Origin of the sequence: Enterobacter cloacae complex sp. 382A5, from assembly GCF_050031095.1 — a bacterium.
GTDB lineage: Bacteria > Pseudomonadota > Gammaproteobacteria > Enterobacterales > Enterobacteriaceae > Enterobacter > Enterobacter cloacae.
The window spans coordinates 3,864,349-3,879,244 of sequence record NZ_JBLGVK010000001.1 but is presented as its reverse complement, the minus strand read 5'-3'; the positions used below and the strand labels follow the sequence as shown (position 1 = coordinate 3,879,244).

Annotated in this window: 11 protein-coding genes; 4 read left to right on the top strand and 7 right to left on the bottom strand. The window is 54.1% G+C overall.

What is annotated here, in order from left to right:
* Genes pgaD through pgaA form a run of 4 tightly spaced genes read right to left on the bottom strand, consistent with a single transcriptional unit; the run spans position 1 to position 6,134 of the window.
* Positions 1-429, bottom strand: coding sequence for a poly-beta-1,6-N-acetyl-D-glucosamine biosynthesis protein PgaD (pgaD, locus tag ACQG2G_RS18285; RefSeq protein ID WP_038420574.1), 429 nt, complete (start codon positions 427-429; stop codon positions 1-3).
* Positions 426-1,757, bottom strand: a complete 1,332-nt coding sequence (gene pgaC / locus ACQG2G_RS18280; RefSeq protein ID WP_426769300.1) for a poly-beta-1,6-N-acetyl-D-glucosamine synthase — start codon at positions 1,755-1,757, stop codon at positions 426-428. Before pgaC ends, pgaD begins: the two co-directional genes overlap by 4 nt.
* Positions 1,750-3,687: a poly-beta-1,6-N-acetyl-D-glucosamine N-deacetylase PgaB gene (gene pgaB, locus ACQG2G_RS18275; protein ID WP_248067931.1), complete on the bottom strand. Its 1,938-nt coding sequence runs from the start codon at positions 3,685-3,687 to the stop codon at positions 1,750-1,752. Before pgaB ends, pgaC begins: the two co-directional genes overlap by 8 nt.
* Positions 3,688-3,695: 8 nt before the next feature.
* Positions 3,696-6,134: a poly-beta-1,6 N-acetyl-D-glucosamine export porin PgaA gene (pgaA, locus tag ACQG2G_RS18270; protein ID WP_348596146.1), complete on the bottom strand. Its 2,439-nt coding sequence runs from the start codon at positions 6,132-6,134 to the stop codon at positions 3,696-3,698.
* 670 nt (positions 6,135-6,804) lie between these two features.
* Here pgaA and ACQG2G_RS18265 point away from each other — a divergent pair.
* Positions 6,805-7,332 carry a LuxR C-terminal-related transcriptional regulator gene (locus ACQG2G_RS18265; RefSeq protein WP_013098695.1) on the top strand — a complete coding sequence of 176 codons (528 nt, stop codon included), beginning with the start codon at positions 6,805-6,807 and terminating at the stop codon, positions 7,330-7,332.
* A 78-nt stretch (positions 7,333-7,410) separates the two neighbouring features.
* On the opposite strand, the gene ACQG2G_RS18260 is transcribed toward ACQG2G_RS18265, so the two are convergent.
* Positions 7,411-10,428, bottom strand: a complete 3,018-nt coding sequence (locus tag ACQG2G_RS18260) for an autotransporter outer membrane beta-barrel domain-containing protein (protein WP_061771886.1) — start codon at positions 10,426-10,428, stop codon at positions 7,411-7,413.
* A gap of 116 nt (positions 10,429-10,544) precedes the next feature.
* Entirely contained in the window at positions 10,545-10,859 is a 315-nt protein-coding gene (locus ACQG2G_RS18255; RefSeq protein ID WP_013098694.1) for a lipoprotein, read from the bottom strand.
* A 175-nt stretch (positions 10,860-11,034) separates the two neighbouring features.
* Here ACQG2G_RS18255 and ACQG2G_RS18250 point away from each other — a divergent pair, with 175 nt between their 5' ends.
* The 3 genes from ACQG2G_RS18250 (at position 11,035) to ACQG2G_RS18240 (ending at position 14,024) form a co-directional block, all read left to right on the top strand.
* On the top strand, positions 11,035-11,667 hold the full coding sequence (locus tag ACQG2G_RS18250; RefSeq protein WP_013098693.1) for a response regulator transcription factor: 633 nt from the start codon (positions 11,035-11,037) through the stop codon (positions 11,665-11,667).
* Positions 11,664-13,451, top strand: a complete 1,788-nt coding sequence (locus ACQG2G_RS18245) for a hybrid sensor histidine kinase/response regulator (RefSeq protein WP_061771885.1) — start codon at positions 11,664-11,666, stop codon at positions 13,449-13,451. Before ACQG2G_RS18250 ends, ACQG2G_RS18245 begins: the two co-directional genes overlap by 4 nt.
* Before the next feature lie 246 nt (positions 13,452-13,697).
* Positions 13,698-14,024: a hypothetical protein gene (locus tag ACQG2G_RS18240; protein ID WP_038983510.1), complete on the top strand. Its 327-nt coding sequence runs from the start codon at positions 13,698-13,700 to the stop codon at positions 14,022-14,024.
* Here the strand turns inward: ACQG2G_RS18240 and ACQG2G_RS18235 are convergent.
* Positions 14,002-14,820, bottom strand: coding sequence for a DUF4225 domain-containing protein (locus ACQG2G_RS18235; RefSeq protein ID WP_014833243.1), 819 nt, complete (start codon positions 14,818-14,820; stop codon positions 14,002-14,004). The two genes, ACQG2G_RS18240 and ACQG2G_RS18235, sit on opposite strands and share 23 nt — an antisense overlap.
* Positions 14,821-14,896 lie beyond the last annotated feature (76 nt).

The window sequence follows — 14,896 nt, the reverse complement described above, 5'->3', positions numbered from 1 at the left end:
TTATTCCTCGTCCTGCTGACTGATTTTCAAATCAATTATGCGTCCAATCTGGTCATGATAGACCGTCAGTAAATTGTACTGACTCATCTCTGAGATGATTTGCGGCGTCACGTTAAAGCTGCGGGCCAGCTCGTCGTGCTTAAGCGTTGCAGGGCGGTGATGTCGTCTTGCATGCGCGCGGCGGCGATTATATTGATACCACAGGATCAGCAGCCAGCCGTTTAGCGCGGCGATCAGTAAATAGATCAGCACCGTCTTAAAGGAGGCAATAATCACGCCCCAGCGGTAGTCGCTCTCGTTGGTTATCTGCATCCACAGGTTGGCATAGAGGAAAAAGAGAAATCCTCCCCAGGCCAGCAGGGTTAACGCTGCATCAAACAGCCGGGGCACCAGCCGATGTTCAGTCAGGATTAACGTGTTTTCGTTCATTGAATGCTCCCTTTACCTCTGTCCGGACTGATCCAGCGCGCGCGTGAGCGCTGGCGTTTAAGCATGACCTTTGGGAAGGCGACGAGGGTGGTGAACAGGCCGATCATCCAGTACACCATCGGAAACCAGATGATCCAGAAAAGCGAACTCGCCACGTTACGTTCATAGCGTCGCTCGATATACAAACTGACGAGGAACTGCATCAGGCACATCACCCCCAGCAGGAGCCCGGTGAATTCCGGCGGGAACAGGCTCGTGACGGTCAGGTTTGCCGGGAGCGGCGTGAGGGAGCTGATAATAAATAACAGCACCGTCACCGCATACGCAAACGCCCACAGCGTTGACAGGGCGTACTCTAAAAACAGCGGCCACATGCGATGATGCTCCCAGCGCACGATCTTGCGAAGATTGACCAGAAACACCTCCGCGCCGCCCTGAGCCCAGCGCAGGCGCTGTTTCCACAGCCCTTTTAGCGTCTCCGGCATCAGGATCCAGCACAGCGCGCGCGGCTCGAAAAAAATATCCCAGTGGCGAAGCTGAAGTTTCCAGCTGATGTCGATATCTTCGGTGATCATATCCGGGCTCCAGTATCCCACGTCCGCCAGCGCCTGACGGCGAAAGGCCGCGATGACGCCAGAGACGGTAAAGACCCGGCCATAGATCCGCTGCGTGCGTTTGATGAGCCCTATGATGGAGGAGAATTCGCCCACCTGAATGCGGCCAATCAACGTGGAGCGCGTGCGAATACGCGGGTTCCCGGTCACGGCGCCCACGTGGGGGTAGTGGATCAGCGGGGCAACCAGATAAGCGGCGGTATCGCGATCGAGCAGGGCATCGCCATCAATACAGACCAGAAGGTCTCCCCTGGCCGCCGCTGCGCCCGCTTTCAGCGCCACGGCTTTCCCCTGATTCTCCGCCAGATGAATGACGCGCAGACGCGGCTGCTCCTGCGCCAGCTGTTGCAGCACCTGCGCGGTGTTATCCGAAGAGCCATCATTGATGGCGATGACCTCGATATTCGGGTAACGCTGGGCCAGCACGGCACCGATCGTCTCCCGGGCGTTGCGTTCCTCATTGAAACAGGGAATGAGGATCGAGATTAACGGATCGCCCTCTAACGTCGGGGCGGGTGTTTTTCTGTTCCATGACCAGTGTCGTTCCAGCTGAAACCAGAAATAGAGCCCCCCGGTGATCCAGAATACGGACATGAACAGGGGCCAGAAGAAGACAAAATCCAGAATCAGTTCGCCGGTAAAGAGGGCGGCCACGCCTAATGGCAACCCAAATACCAGGCACAAAATTGAGAAAGCGATAAGGCGATCAGTCATTGTCAGGATACCAGTACGAAGAGAATTCAGGCCTGATACGGGAAAGATCAGGTTGGTTATGGATGAAATCGTCGGGGTAGTAACCGTAATGTTTGCTGCCGTTAAGCTGGAGCACGCGCATCCACTCCGCCAGGCGACTATCGGGTACGGCGCGTTGTGGTGTCTGCGCCCAGTCACGAGCCTGCAGCTCAAAAATGGTTTTATTCAGCGCGCCGGGGCGAGTGGCGACGGTCTTAACCAGGCGCGTTAGCCAGGCGTTGCTCTCGTCTGCCGGGACGGACTCCATCAGCGGCATGGCCATCGGCACCGTCCAGTCATACTCCGCCAGGAAGTCATCAAGATTCTGCGCAAACCACGCCTCGCTCGCCGGGTCGAGGATCGGCAGGGCGAACATATTGCGCGCGGTTTTTATCTGCGGACCGCGGATATGCTTCACCGCCAGGCTCAGGGCGTGGGTAAACCCGATTAGCGTCTGGCTTTTCTGGCGCGTTGTCTGCTGCCCGGCATCATCCTGATCCGTCAGCACCGCATCGTCATGGAACAAGATCCCATTGAAGCTGGCATAGCGGGCCAGATCTTCATAGATTTCGGTCACCTGCTGTCGAACCTGCGGATCCCACGGCGAAAGCCGGGTATAGGGCTCGGTGGCGGCGCGTACCTGGCCCGTTTGCCGATCCCGACGCTGCACGCGCGGCAGTGCAGGGGAGAGATCGAACGAGAGAACCGGCATCCACGCGTAGACTTTTACGCCCGCGCGGGTTTGCAGTTGCCAGGCGACAAAGTTAAAGAGATCGGCACGCACGGGCAGCCGACGGTTGGGGAAGTAGAGCGCGTTAATCGTGCCGTTGCCGAGGGGATCGGAAAATGCCTGCAGGAAAACATGGCTGATTTTCATGTCGTAGACCCGCTGGATCAGCGTATTGATGTTTTTGGTCTGCTGAGCCGGATCGGGGTCATAAACGTAATCCAGATCGACATGCATCACGCGCACAGGGTCGGTCTCCTGAATCTGCGCGATGCTGCTGGCAAAGGCTTTAAGCGAGGGATTCCCGGAGATTAACAGGCGCGGGATGTTGTCCAGGTGACGCACATCTGCCAGCCCGTCCTCAAGGGTAAAGGCCAGCTGATAACCCTGCTGTCTGGCAATGGCGAGCGACGTGCCGTTGGCAGCACCGTAGGGCCACACCCAGGCACGCGGCGCTTTGCCCGTCACCTGCGCGATTTTTTCGGTGACTTTCCGCACGTCATTGCCGATGCGCTGGCTGAACTGCTGGTCAGTTTCGTAGCGCCCTGTCGCGTTATCGTAAAAGCGGCTGGCAATAGCCGGTTCGCGGCTTCCCTGTGGATTGGCCGGTATACCGTAATGCGAAGCCCAGGTATGCGAGCCGATCTCAATCAGCGGGGACTGGCTTAACTCGCGCACCATGTCCCACGTCGCGAAACGGTCCCGGGGCGTCATCAAACCGCCAAAATTCACGTTTTGATGTGCTGGCGTATCCACCCAACTGCCAACAGGGGCCCACAGCGCCGGCACATTCCAGGCCTGGATCAACGGCCAGACGCGGGTATAAAAACTGCTGTAGCCGTCATCAAAACTGAGCAGAAAGGCCTTTGGCGGCAGCGTTTTTTTACCGTCGTGGGCATCCAGAATATCCTGCACGCTGATGGCGTTATACCCGTTATGCACAAGCCAGCTTATCTGCTCGTTTAAGGCGCTGGTCCGCACGGAGAGATAGCGCTGATCGGCGGCGTCATCTTCCACATCGTGATAGGCCAGCACGAAAAAGTGATTCTTCGGCCAGGGTTTACTGGCTTCCGGCTGAGGTCTCTCGTTGGGCGAAATAAACGAAATGGCCTGGGCGCAGACGCTCGCGCTGAGGCATAACCAGCCGATGATGAGCAGGCCCACAGGAAAACGAATGGTCAACATATTCATCCTTAAAACCGTAAAGTCGCATCGAAAGTGACGGCGAGATTGCTTTCTCGTTTGCCGTCGTAAGGGCGCTTATCCCAGTTCAACATCACGCCGGTATCCACGACGTTGTTCCATTGAACGCGTTGCCCGTAGCCGAGCAGGGTGATGGCGCCAGCAGACTGATTTTTCTGCCAGTATCCTCCGGCTCCGGCGACCAGTTGCTGGCTCCAGAGGGTGTCGTAATAGCGGTACAGCTGATGATCGACGGACAACGCAGCCGTCGCGGACAGATCCCGCTCGGGGTTGTAATAGAGCGTATCCCGCTGGCTATTCGCGCTGGCGGAGATGCCCGGTTCAAGATCCAGCGTCAGGGTCGGCGTTTGCCAGAGCCGCTCCTTGCCGGTGAGGGTGTACTCCTGTCGGCGGTTATGGTCGGAAAAATGGCTGATGGCGGCGCTGAGCTGGTACTCACGACGCTCGTTCTGATACCAGCGCACCCAGCCTTCTGCGCGGTCTGCACGGATCCCATTGCGTAACGCCCGCAACGGCGTGGTGCGTGACAGCCGTTCAAGGCTGCCGCCAGATTGCCAGCGATCGTTCAGGCTGTACTGACCGGAGAGGCGAGCGCCAGGAGTGTGGGTGCCGTGATAACGGTTGCCGGAGAGCTCCGCTTCAAGCCAGATATCCCGTGATCGCCATTCGACGCCGCCGACCAGATGGCGGCTGGTGCCTTTGCCTTCGTCAAAATTGCCCTCGGCAAAGCGGGTGCCGCCAAATAGTCGCCAGTTATCAGCGACTGGTGGGCCATAGAGCGTGGCGTCCCAGTTCAGATCGTGTGTCCCGCTGACCGGGTTGTCGGAGTGCAATCCCTTGCCTGCGTTCAGACGCAGTTCAGACATATGATGCACATTTCTGAGCCTGTCCAGGCGCTGGACGCTGCGGTCACGTGGCGCACGGGCGAGCACGTCGTCGGTCAGAAGTTCCATTTGTCGCCACTCCTGCAGATCCATCGCGACGTAAGCCTGCTGCTGCTCCAGCTCTGTATTTGACGGCTCCAGTACCTCCGCCATTTTGAGCTTTTGCTCTGCCGCCCGTGGCAGGCCACGAGCCTGAAGCAGGGCGGCATAATCAATCTGTAGCCCCTGGTTGCCGGGTGCCGTGGCAGCCAGACGGTGCGCCACGGCTTCTGCTTGCGGCAGGGCATGGGTTGCCAGCAAATACTGAAACGTGAGCGACTGGCCGATAAGCCATTGATCGTTGGGCTGGGCGGTTGGCGAGCCGTAATCGTAGCGAGCCCAGGGAACGTTGCGGGTTATCTGCGCAAGATAGTGACGGGCGGCCTGATACTGACCGGTGTCCAGATATGCATAGAAAAGCTGATGTTCTTCATCCTGCGGGTTACGCGCATAGTCAGGGTACTTTTGCAGGAGTGCCAGGGCTGCATCGGCGTTTTGCTCCTGCAGATACGCAGAGATCACCCAGCCGATTGCCCAGCCCGGCACCGGATGGTGAGCTGACGTCAGCGCGCGATATTCAGCGATCGCCTGCGGGTAATCACCATGCGCATACAGCGCGCCAAGGCGGTCGACGCGGGCGCGAATGATATCTTCTGCCGCCTGCGGTTCGTGTTGCCAGCGGGCAAGCAGGGCGTCATAGCGATTCAGTGCGGCTTGCGCGAGACGCAGGCGCTCGTTTTCCGTCCGGCCCGGCGCATCGGCAAGGCGTACCTGTTCGGCGGCGGCGTTAAGTTCAAGCTGGCGCCGTTGTGCGGGCGGCAGAGAAATCCCCTGTGACAGCCGCAGGGCAGGCGTACTGACCCGGTTATCGTTCAGGGCGTCGACGAGCGCGCTGAGCAGTACGTGATTCTCGGGGGCGCTCTTCAGGGCGCGGGTGTCCGCTAATAGACGATCCCAGCTTTTCCCCTCGCGTAAGTACACATAGGCGAGCGTCTCAAGGTTTATCGGGCTGGGGTGCGCTGTTACCCGTTTTTGCGCTTCCTGCAGGGCCAGCCGATCCATGCGGGCATCGGCCAGGGTTTTGATATACCCGATACGGTAGTCGTCGTTCTCCGGTGCAAGGCTACAGGCCTGCTTCCAGAGCGCGAGTGCAGATTGCCACTGCTTTTGATTTCTCCTGGATTGCGCGGCTGCGGCCACTCCCCGGGCGGGCAGGGGCATATAAACGTGATAACGCAACCACACCTCAATAACCTCATCATCGCGTCCCGCCCAGGAGGCAACCTGCAGCCAGTCTGCCACTTGTTCTGGCGTCAGGGCATGCTGTTGTTGATAACGCTGCAGGTAATGGAGAAACGAAGTGTAATTACCATTACGCGCCTGCTGAATCTGTTGCTCATATACGGATTCGGCAGCCTGAACCAGAATGGGAAACAGTAATAGCAGACACAATAATTTTGGAACGCGGTAAAAGAATAAAGTATTGAAGCGAAGTGATCTTTCCATATCTATTTGCCATTTGTTTATCATAAATCCATTGCGCAACACGGCCGCCTTTATACGTAGCGTTAAAGGCCATAAATGAGAGCGTAAAATGTGAATGCAGTTACGTTATGAGGTACTTACTTAAAGGTAATTATGGATCCTTATCGTTATGGACCGGTGAAAGGTAATGTACACCTGATATGTTGACGGATAAATATGTTGAAAAGCTGGGTTGTTGTTTTGAGATAATTCTGTATCCGGGTGATTTTTATGATTATTTTTAACGAATCCAATATTTGTAATGTGTTGATATATAATGTATTTATTTTTATTGTGACGTTTTTGTTTATATTTTTAATGCGGCTTTGGTGCATAAATTAAAGTACTTTCTGGTGCATGTTTGGGAAGTTTCGTGACAAAAATTCTTAATATCTTGAGAGGTGACTTTTCTGCGATTGTTTTTTACTTATAATTAATAGCAGACATTGAGTGATAGTCTATGGGAAGTCTTACAAATCAATGTGCGTGTCGAGGGATGATCAAAGCCAGAATACATTTATCGTTCATGTAAAAGCGCTATAAAACGAAGGCGTCTTCTTTCTGAAGGGTCGTTCTTGCTTTAATCTAAAAGGGATGGTTAGTGGCAACTTCAATAGTGTTAGTGACACAGGATCGCTACCTCGTCAGAGGAATGAGGATATTTTTTCCGGATATTATCCTGCTGGACTCGATTGACAGAAAGATATTTGATAACAGTGCAGATGAATATTCTGTGCTGATTGACAGCCGTTCACCGCTCCGTCTGTATGATTATCTGATACGCCATCCGGCCAGAACGAGAAAAACAATCGGCTGCGTCATGCTCGATATGCGGCACCGGGAGGAGAATCAGCTCAGCATGAGGATGTTTATGAATACTGCGCTTCCGGTGGCTGACATGGCGTCGTTGTTTAATCTGGTGCTGAATATGAAAGGCAGGCGCCTGACGACCAAATGGCTGCTTAACTTACGGTTGAGTACCCATGAAGCGATTATGCTGCGGTTGCTCAGGGCGGGCATGTCGATGGAAGAGGTGGCGGACGAACTGAACACCTCGATTAAAAGCCTCTACCGGACGCGAACGGCGCTCTCTGAACGACTGGGGGCGGAGAATTTTAACGAGGCGTGTTTGTTTATCTTTAAAAACAAACTGCTGGATGGAGATGGGAACGATCCCTGATTGGGTCATAGGCCAAAAAAAACCGCCACGAAGGCCGGGTCGACGTAGCGCAACCCGGCACTTTAGCGTTGATATCAATCAGAACGACCAGCGCAGATTAGCGTTAACCGAGTTGACGCGGGTATCGGCACCATATTGCCCCTGATAGCCCACATCCAGCGTCGCAGCACGCGACAGTTGTACGCTCACGCCGATATCACCCACCATCACGTCCTCATCCACGGCCTGACCCTGGGTAATGAACGCGTCGCTGCCCGCAAATGCCATACGCGAAGAGGTATTCTTATCGCCATAGGCGTGCTGCCAACCCAACGAACCGTAGAGGTTAACGTTCTTCGGCAATCCGGTCACACCACGCACCCCGAGCGTGGAATAGAAGGTGTTCATGGTTTCATTGTGAACGCTCAGCGCGGCGGCACCGCCGTCTTCCCTGAAACTGTCGGTATGCAGTCGAATCCAGGAGAGGTTAACAAAGGGCTCGACATTCATCTCTGGCTGGCCGAAACGGTAGCCCGCTTCGGTGAACGCCAGCAGCGAGTTGGCGTCGTAATCAGACTTCAGCCGATCCGAGAAGCCGCTGAAATCAACATTGCGCTCGCCTTCGATCTTGTGCCAGGTGTAACCCAGTGCGCCGCGAAGGGAGAACGCATCCTGTTGACCCGCTGCATACAGGCCGAGGTGATAGTTGTCGGTATCTGTTGAGGAACGACGGCTGTCGACGTCGTAATCACCGCGGCTGTAGCCGAAGTAACCACCGACACGTACGTTATGATCCGCCAGCTTACGATCTGCCCCCAGCAGGAAACCGGTGGTGTTGCCGTCCAGCTTGCCCACGTTACCGTCGCCGCTGCTTCGGCTCCAGGAGCTGAAGGTCTGGCCCCAGACGCCATTGTTTTGCGGCTCCGGCTGCTGCACCAGCGACATCGCTAACGGTGGTATCGGCAGGCTGTCGTTATCAAACGCGCGCTGCATACGCTGGTTTAACACGTTAAACACCTGCGTGCTGCCGGCTATCAGGTTGGATTGCATTGACGGATAAACTTCTCCGGACAGCTGGTTAAACGCCTCGCGCGCTTCCGGTGCGCTCAGCACCAGTAGTGAGTTATACAGCGCCAGCGACGGGCCGCTTTGCGTGAGCGTGGAGAGCGCGCCGGCGGTATTCCACTGGTTGCTGCTCTTTGCCACGGTCTGGAAAATCCCTGGCTTGCCGCTGCCGGGGTTTTCTCCTCCCGGGTTCTCACCACCCGGGTTTTCACCGCCGGGGTTTTCTCCTCCTGGATTCTCACCCCCCGGGTTTTCACCGCCCGGGTTTTCACCTCCAGGATTCTCGCCGCCGGTCTCTTTCTGCGCGATGGTCAGATCGACGGCGTCGGTGCTCTGCTTAAGCGCCACGTCCAGGAAGGCGGATTTGGAAATCGCTCCGGCGAACTGGCCGTCAATACCCCCGTTCGAGGTTAAAATGCGATAGCTTTGGCCCGTTTTGTAGCTGGTTTGCGGATCCAGCGCGGTGACCTGTACCTTAGCCTGATTGCTGATGGTGGTTTTGCCCGATACCAGCAGTTGGTCACTGCGGCCATCTCCCGCGATATCAACGTCATAGAAGGATTCGCCGATAAAATTCAGATAACGTTTCAGCGTCAGCGTGCCGATATCGCCATCCCCTGGTGAGATATGCCCGCCGGACAGGATCTCAGTCTGGCCCAACGTGCCGTTCCCCCCCAGCGTGCCACCGGCCTTGATTGACGCGGCGCTACTGTAACCTTGTCCGTTGTTAACGTCGGATCCCGCCGTTGCGTTGAGGATCAGCGTACCGCCGTTCTCGGCGCTAAGGGTCTGAATCTCAAAAATATCGTCTTCTGGCTGGGTGTTGATGTTGCTGGCAATAATGACTTTGCCACCGCGCGCGGTCACGTTCGCTTGAAGCGCCGAAAGATCGCCGTTCAGCGTTGTCTGTCCGGAGGTATTTATCACCTCACCTTCGCCGCTCATCTTGTTGCTGAAGACGTAATTTTCGTCGGTATGGTTGAAATAGACATAGCTGCCGAATAGCCCGCCACGCAGACTGATTGCCGTCTTCGCATCGAGCGTACCCGCGCCGCCTGCCGTACCAAGCGTTGGCTCAGTTATACCCGTGCCGGTGTCCATGTTGCCGCGGCTGCCGATGATGAGCGCCCCCCGGTTCGAACCGGAGCCCGATGTCCCTACAATCAGCGCATTGCTGCCTGCGGAAAATGAACCGCCGTCAATAACCGACAGCACGCCATTGCCATAATCGCCCACGCTAACGCTGCTGTCGCTGGTAAAGCGCGAGTCTTTGCCTGCAATAACCAGCTCGGCGGTTTTTCCGGCCCCGGAGACGCCCGCCACCTGCACGCCGCCAACGTTAACCGCTCCGCCGTTCAGCACGTCCAGGTCGCCATTAAGCGTCAGCGTACGGCCAACATTCCACTGTGAGCCGCTCCCCATGACGGTGGCTTTCGGGCTCACTGTGTCGGTTTCATCTGGCCCGGTACCATTGCCGATGCGCGCATCGTAGGTGGTATTGAGCGCGGCGCCGTCCTCAATAGCCAGCGTGGAGCGTGCGCCCAGATCGGTACCTACGCTAAGGAAATTACTGGTTACGCGAGATCCGGCGCCCGTGGCGATAAGGTGGCTGTCGTAGCCGCGGGTGGTGCCGACAACGATCTCTTTTGCGCTCGCCAGCGCGCCCTCTTCGACTCGCAGGGTGCCGAGGCCAAGATTCAGGTCGCCGCGCAGGACGTACTGATCGTTCACCGCGTTAAGCTCAGCGTTTGGCCCACGGACTGTGACCACGCTTTCATAAATTTGGCCGTCGAACAGCCGACCGATATTGATGTTATAGGCGGTGATTTTGCCATTATCGATCAGCAGGTTTCCGCGTTGATTGCGTCCAACGTAAACGTCTCCGGTGTAACCCAGCGTTTCGGTAATACGTGAGTCGCCATCAAAAATGGCATCGGCTGCACGCGCGAAATCGGCAGGTGAAAGCAGTAACAGCGGCGCGGAAAATAGAGCGAGGTAAAGCCTGGAAAGCGGCGTCTTTACCGCTAAAGAATGCGATGTAGAGTTATTCACAGGGTATCTCCGTACTCATTAGCGTGATGTCTGGAAAATCGGTTTTATATGAAAAATGCGATACGACAGAAAAAGTAAAAGGCGTAATATGTGTACGCCTTTTGATGTGAAGTTAATTATTTATGGGTGACCACAGGTGTACAGGTTGGCGCGCTCAGCGTCGGGGCGGATCCTAAAATCCCTGGCATCATCATCGATGAGCAATCGAAAATACGCCCTTTTTCCGTCGTAGCGCGATAAGACAGCTTTTGCCCTCCCAGTGCATCCGGTTGGGCGCCATTAACATTGGTTACGGTTATTTCATCCGATGAGCCCAGCCCCAGCATTTTAGCGGTTTCCGCCTGCAGAAGTGGAATGGCCTGATCGGTTTTTAGCGTGGAACAACCGGCTAGCATCAACGTAACGGTTAAAAAGAGTAGTGGTTTTTTCATAAATTATCCTTTATATCCAATCAGTTAATTTCGCTGATTGTATTTATGTTTTCTATTACTCAAATCTGCGAATAATATATTTCCCTTTCCTAATCGAAAAAACCCTCCTAAAGTAGGGTGGGTAGATAATAATTCATCCGTACTCTCTAATATGCGAAGGTAAAAGGAGGATCCTTTGGGGCAGAATTATGCGTTGGTCGTTGATGACCATCCATTGGTAGCAAGCGGTATCGCCAATTTTCTGATTACACATTGCCGATTTAAGCAGGCGAGTGTGGTGACGAATGAGGATGATTGCTACCGTCAAATTAGGGATAATGGCCCGCCACGTTTGCTGGTAATCGATTTTTGGCTCTCGTCCGGTACCGCGTTGAAATTACTCAAAGAAGTAAAACAACTTTACCCACAGGTAAGGCTCCTGGTGGTTAGTGGGGATGACAATAACGATATCTGGCAGAAAGTTCACGCCGCCGGGGGGCACGGTTTCGTATTGAAAAGCGAGCCACCTGAAATGTTTTCACGGGCCGTTTTTGCCCTCACTGATAATCTCACCTGGTTTCCTGAGGGAAACGAATTTTCCGTTGAGTCGAATAATGAGAAGTTAAGTAAATTTAACTTAACGCCGCGACAAATAGACGTGTTAAATATGATTATGCGTGGCCTGCCAAATAAAAGAATTGCCGCGCAACTTTCTATTTCTGAGCCTACAGTCAAAGAGCACATCAGCAATATATTGAAAAAGATAGGCGTTAACAGTCGGGTCGAAGCCATCACGCTTCTGCATGGCAAACGGGAACCGTCGGAATGAGATTTTTACAGAGCTTACAGAACGCTGGCATCTCTCCTCCCGCGCAGATCCGTTTGCTAAATAATACCTTTTTGCGGCTGGTGTTCAGTTTCAGCGCTGTCCCTTTCGTCGGTATTCCTTTCGCCATCTGGATTAATTTGCTGGGCGATGAACTCGGCCCAACCATTACCTGGATAATTATTTACCTGCTATGTGCCGTGGCGATCCGAATATTGCACCGACGCTACCAGCGCGAAGCGAAAGAGCATGATGAAGCGGACGTCCTGCGCCGCTGGCTGCCGCGTATAAATAAGATCGCTTTTATTCACGGGCTGGGGATTTCATCTCTCTATTTAATTACGCCGCAGACGCAGAACTTTGACTTTTTCCTGCTCCTCAATATCAGTATTGCCGCCATCGTTGCCGCCAATGCGACGCATCTGACGCCGGTCATCAGCACCTTTACATGCTTTTTCTTCGCCTCCTGGGGTGTACTGAATCTTGGCATTATCTGGCGGCTGGACGATCTGATGTTCATTGTGCTGATGTTGAACCTGCTGTACGGCTTCGCCATTTACCGCCATGCATTAACATCGCACGCGTTCTTTATTCAGCAGGCGCTGCTTGAGGAAAAAAGCTCACGCCTGGCAGAACAGTTTCGCCAGGCCAAAGAGGAAGCTGAGCAGGCGCTGCTGGATAAAAATCAGTTCCTGACGACCGCCAGCCACGACCTGCGTCAGCCGGTACACGCCATGGGGTTTCTGATCGAAGCGATTATCCACCGAAACCGGGACGACAGCCTCACGCCCCAGCTGCTTGATCTGCAGCAGAGCGTCCGCTCGGTGCATTTGATGTTCAATTCCCTCCTTGACCTCAGCAAGATTGAATCCGGGAATGTGCTTACTGCCCCTGCCAGAGTGGACATCGGCGCGCTGCTCGACTCGGTGATCACGCTGTTTCGCGAAGAGGCCAACAGCCGTGCACTCAGGCTGCGCACCTGGCGGCCTAAACGCCGCATCTACGTGATGGGCGATCCGCTGCTGGTGCGACAATCGCTGATTAACCTTATTCAAAATGCCCTCCGCTACACGCTACAGGGCGGCGTGCTGGTCGCCATCCGACCACGTGGTGACAGGTGTAGGGTGGAGGTGTGGGACACAGGTGTCGGTATTGCCGATGACGAGAAAGGTAAAATCTTCTCACCTTACTATCGCCCCGAACTGGCCTGGAAGATCGACAGTGCAGGACACGGGCTGGGTCTGGCCGTCGTTGCCCGCTGTGCCAAGCTGATGAAGGTGAAGTACGGGATGCAATCCATTGAAGGTAAAGGTTCACGCTTCTGGATGTGCTTTACCCAATATGCTGGCGAAGAGATCGCGCCGGAGATGCCACCCGTCTATGACAACATCGCCACGCCGGTACGCTATGCGCCGCTGCACGGTTCCTGTCTGGTGGTTGATGACGACCCGCTGGTGACGTCTGCCTGGGAGAGCCTGATGAGCATCTGGGGAATCAACGTGCGCTGTGCGGCCTCCGCTGAAGAAGCGTTCGCTATCATCGACGATGGCTTCACGCCGTTCGCCGTGCTGTGCGACCAGCGTCTGCGATCCGGTGAAAGCGGCTTCGACATCCTGAAAGCGCTATTTGAACGTCTGCCGGACATGAGTGGCGCGATGGTCAGCGGCGAATTTAATTCGCCGGTTCTGCTGGAGGCGGAGCAGGAAGGGTACATGGTGCTACGCAAGCCTCTGGAGCCGGCTAAACTTCATGCGCTGCTGACACAGTGGTCGGGGAGTCGTGGATAGGGGAATAGACAGCAGCGTTGAGCTTCACTGCCTGCTCCCGGTCGCCAGGCTGTAAGGCCAGCTAGCTCGCGGTGTCCTGCACGTTTCTTGTACCAGGTAGATGTCAGTTTTCGAGCGTATACTCTAAGATATGTTCAACTAGTTGATATAAATATAAATTTGACGAATATCGTCAGGTAGCGATTTATCCGTCAAATTAAGTTAAACTTCGTCCCAGGTTCAGTGAGTTATGGGACTGATAACAGAATGACCAGCGAAGAAGCACTTTTAAAATCAGGTTTTAGCAAACGAGATCTTCAAAAGCTAAAAAACAATATTGAGAATTACGGTGGTTCGTTTGATAGCGTAACTCATGATCTGGCCAATCGTTTTAAGGCAATGAAGTGGATAACTATTATTGCCTTCATCATACTGGCTTTAACTCTTTTACTTGCATCTAAGGATACAAGTCTGACACTTGCGCTCACGTTATTGATTGTACTACCTTTTATCTGGTATATAACGCCAGCAAAACTTGGCTACAAATCCTGGCGTTATCGTAAAATGCAGACTAATTCTGGGACGGATCGCTGACGGACAACAGATCAAAAACAATCTTAGCTTTCACGCCATAACCCGCTATTTTCATTGTTAGCTGCGGGCGGCTCAGTGTGCTTACCTTTCGGTAATAGTCAGCAGGCAGATATCGAAACAGTCGCCAGGTACCAGGTCGCCGTAACAAGCCAAAAATGGTGTACGCATTAGCGGCCAGTGAGATTGATTTGTAGACGCCTAACCCATTCTCACGACTAAAGCCCATAAACTCAGCTGTAGACATCGCGGCATTCGCGACCAGCCCTTCACTGGTAGTGTTGTGAGTTGCGTAGCGAGCCACTTCTTTACTGATGCTGTTTGCCCCGTCAGTAACCAGTATCGCACCAGCAAGAACCCCGAGAGGGGTCATAGTGCCAATGAGGGTAAGCCCCGCAGCTATTTCAGCACCGGCCAGCACAACACTAACTGCCGAGATCACATATCCAACAATTTTGTTATTCTCTCGGATGAACTCGACTTTAGCGTAAAGTTTGGCTGCCCTCGTTCGTAATAAACGAGCTTGTTCCAGGAGGTTACAGTTTTCTTCTCTCAGAACTTTAACGCATTCCATGCATTCTTCATCTGATTTAGCCCGACGAGCTAATGTAAACTGTTGTTCTATGAGGTCACGAATTTCCTGAATAAACTTCATTCGAGTCAGACTATCGCTGAGATGAAAAGCCGACAGAGTGTTGGCTGTATTTACCAGCTTCCTGGCTTCCATATTCACCATAGTTTCCGCCCAGGCTTTATTTCTTCCACCTGAGTGCATCATGTTAAGTAATGCTGCATCCATTGTAATTTCTCTCCATTGCTTTACCGGCCACTGCTTAGACTGATAAACGACTCCCCATGACAGCCATGCGTACCAA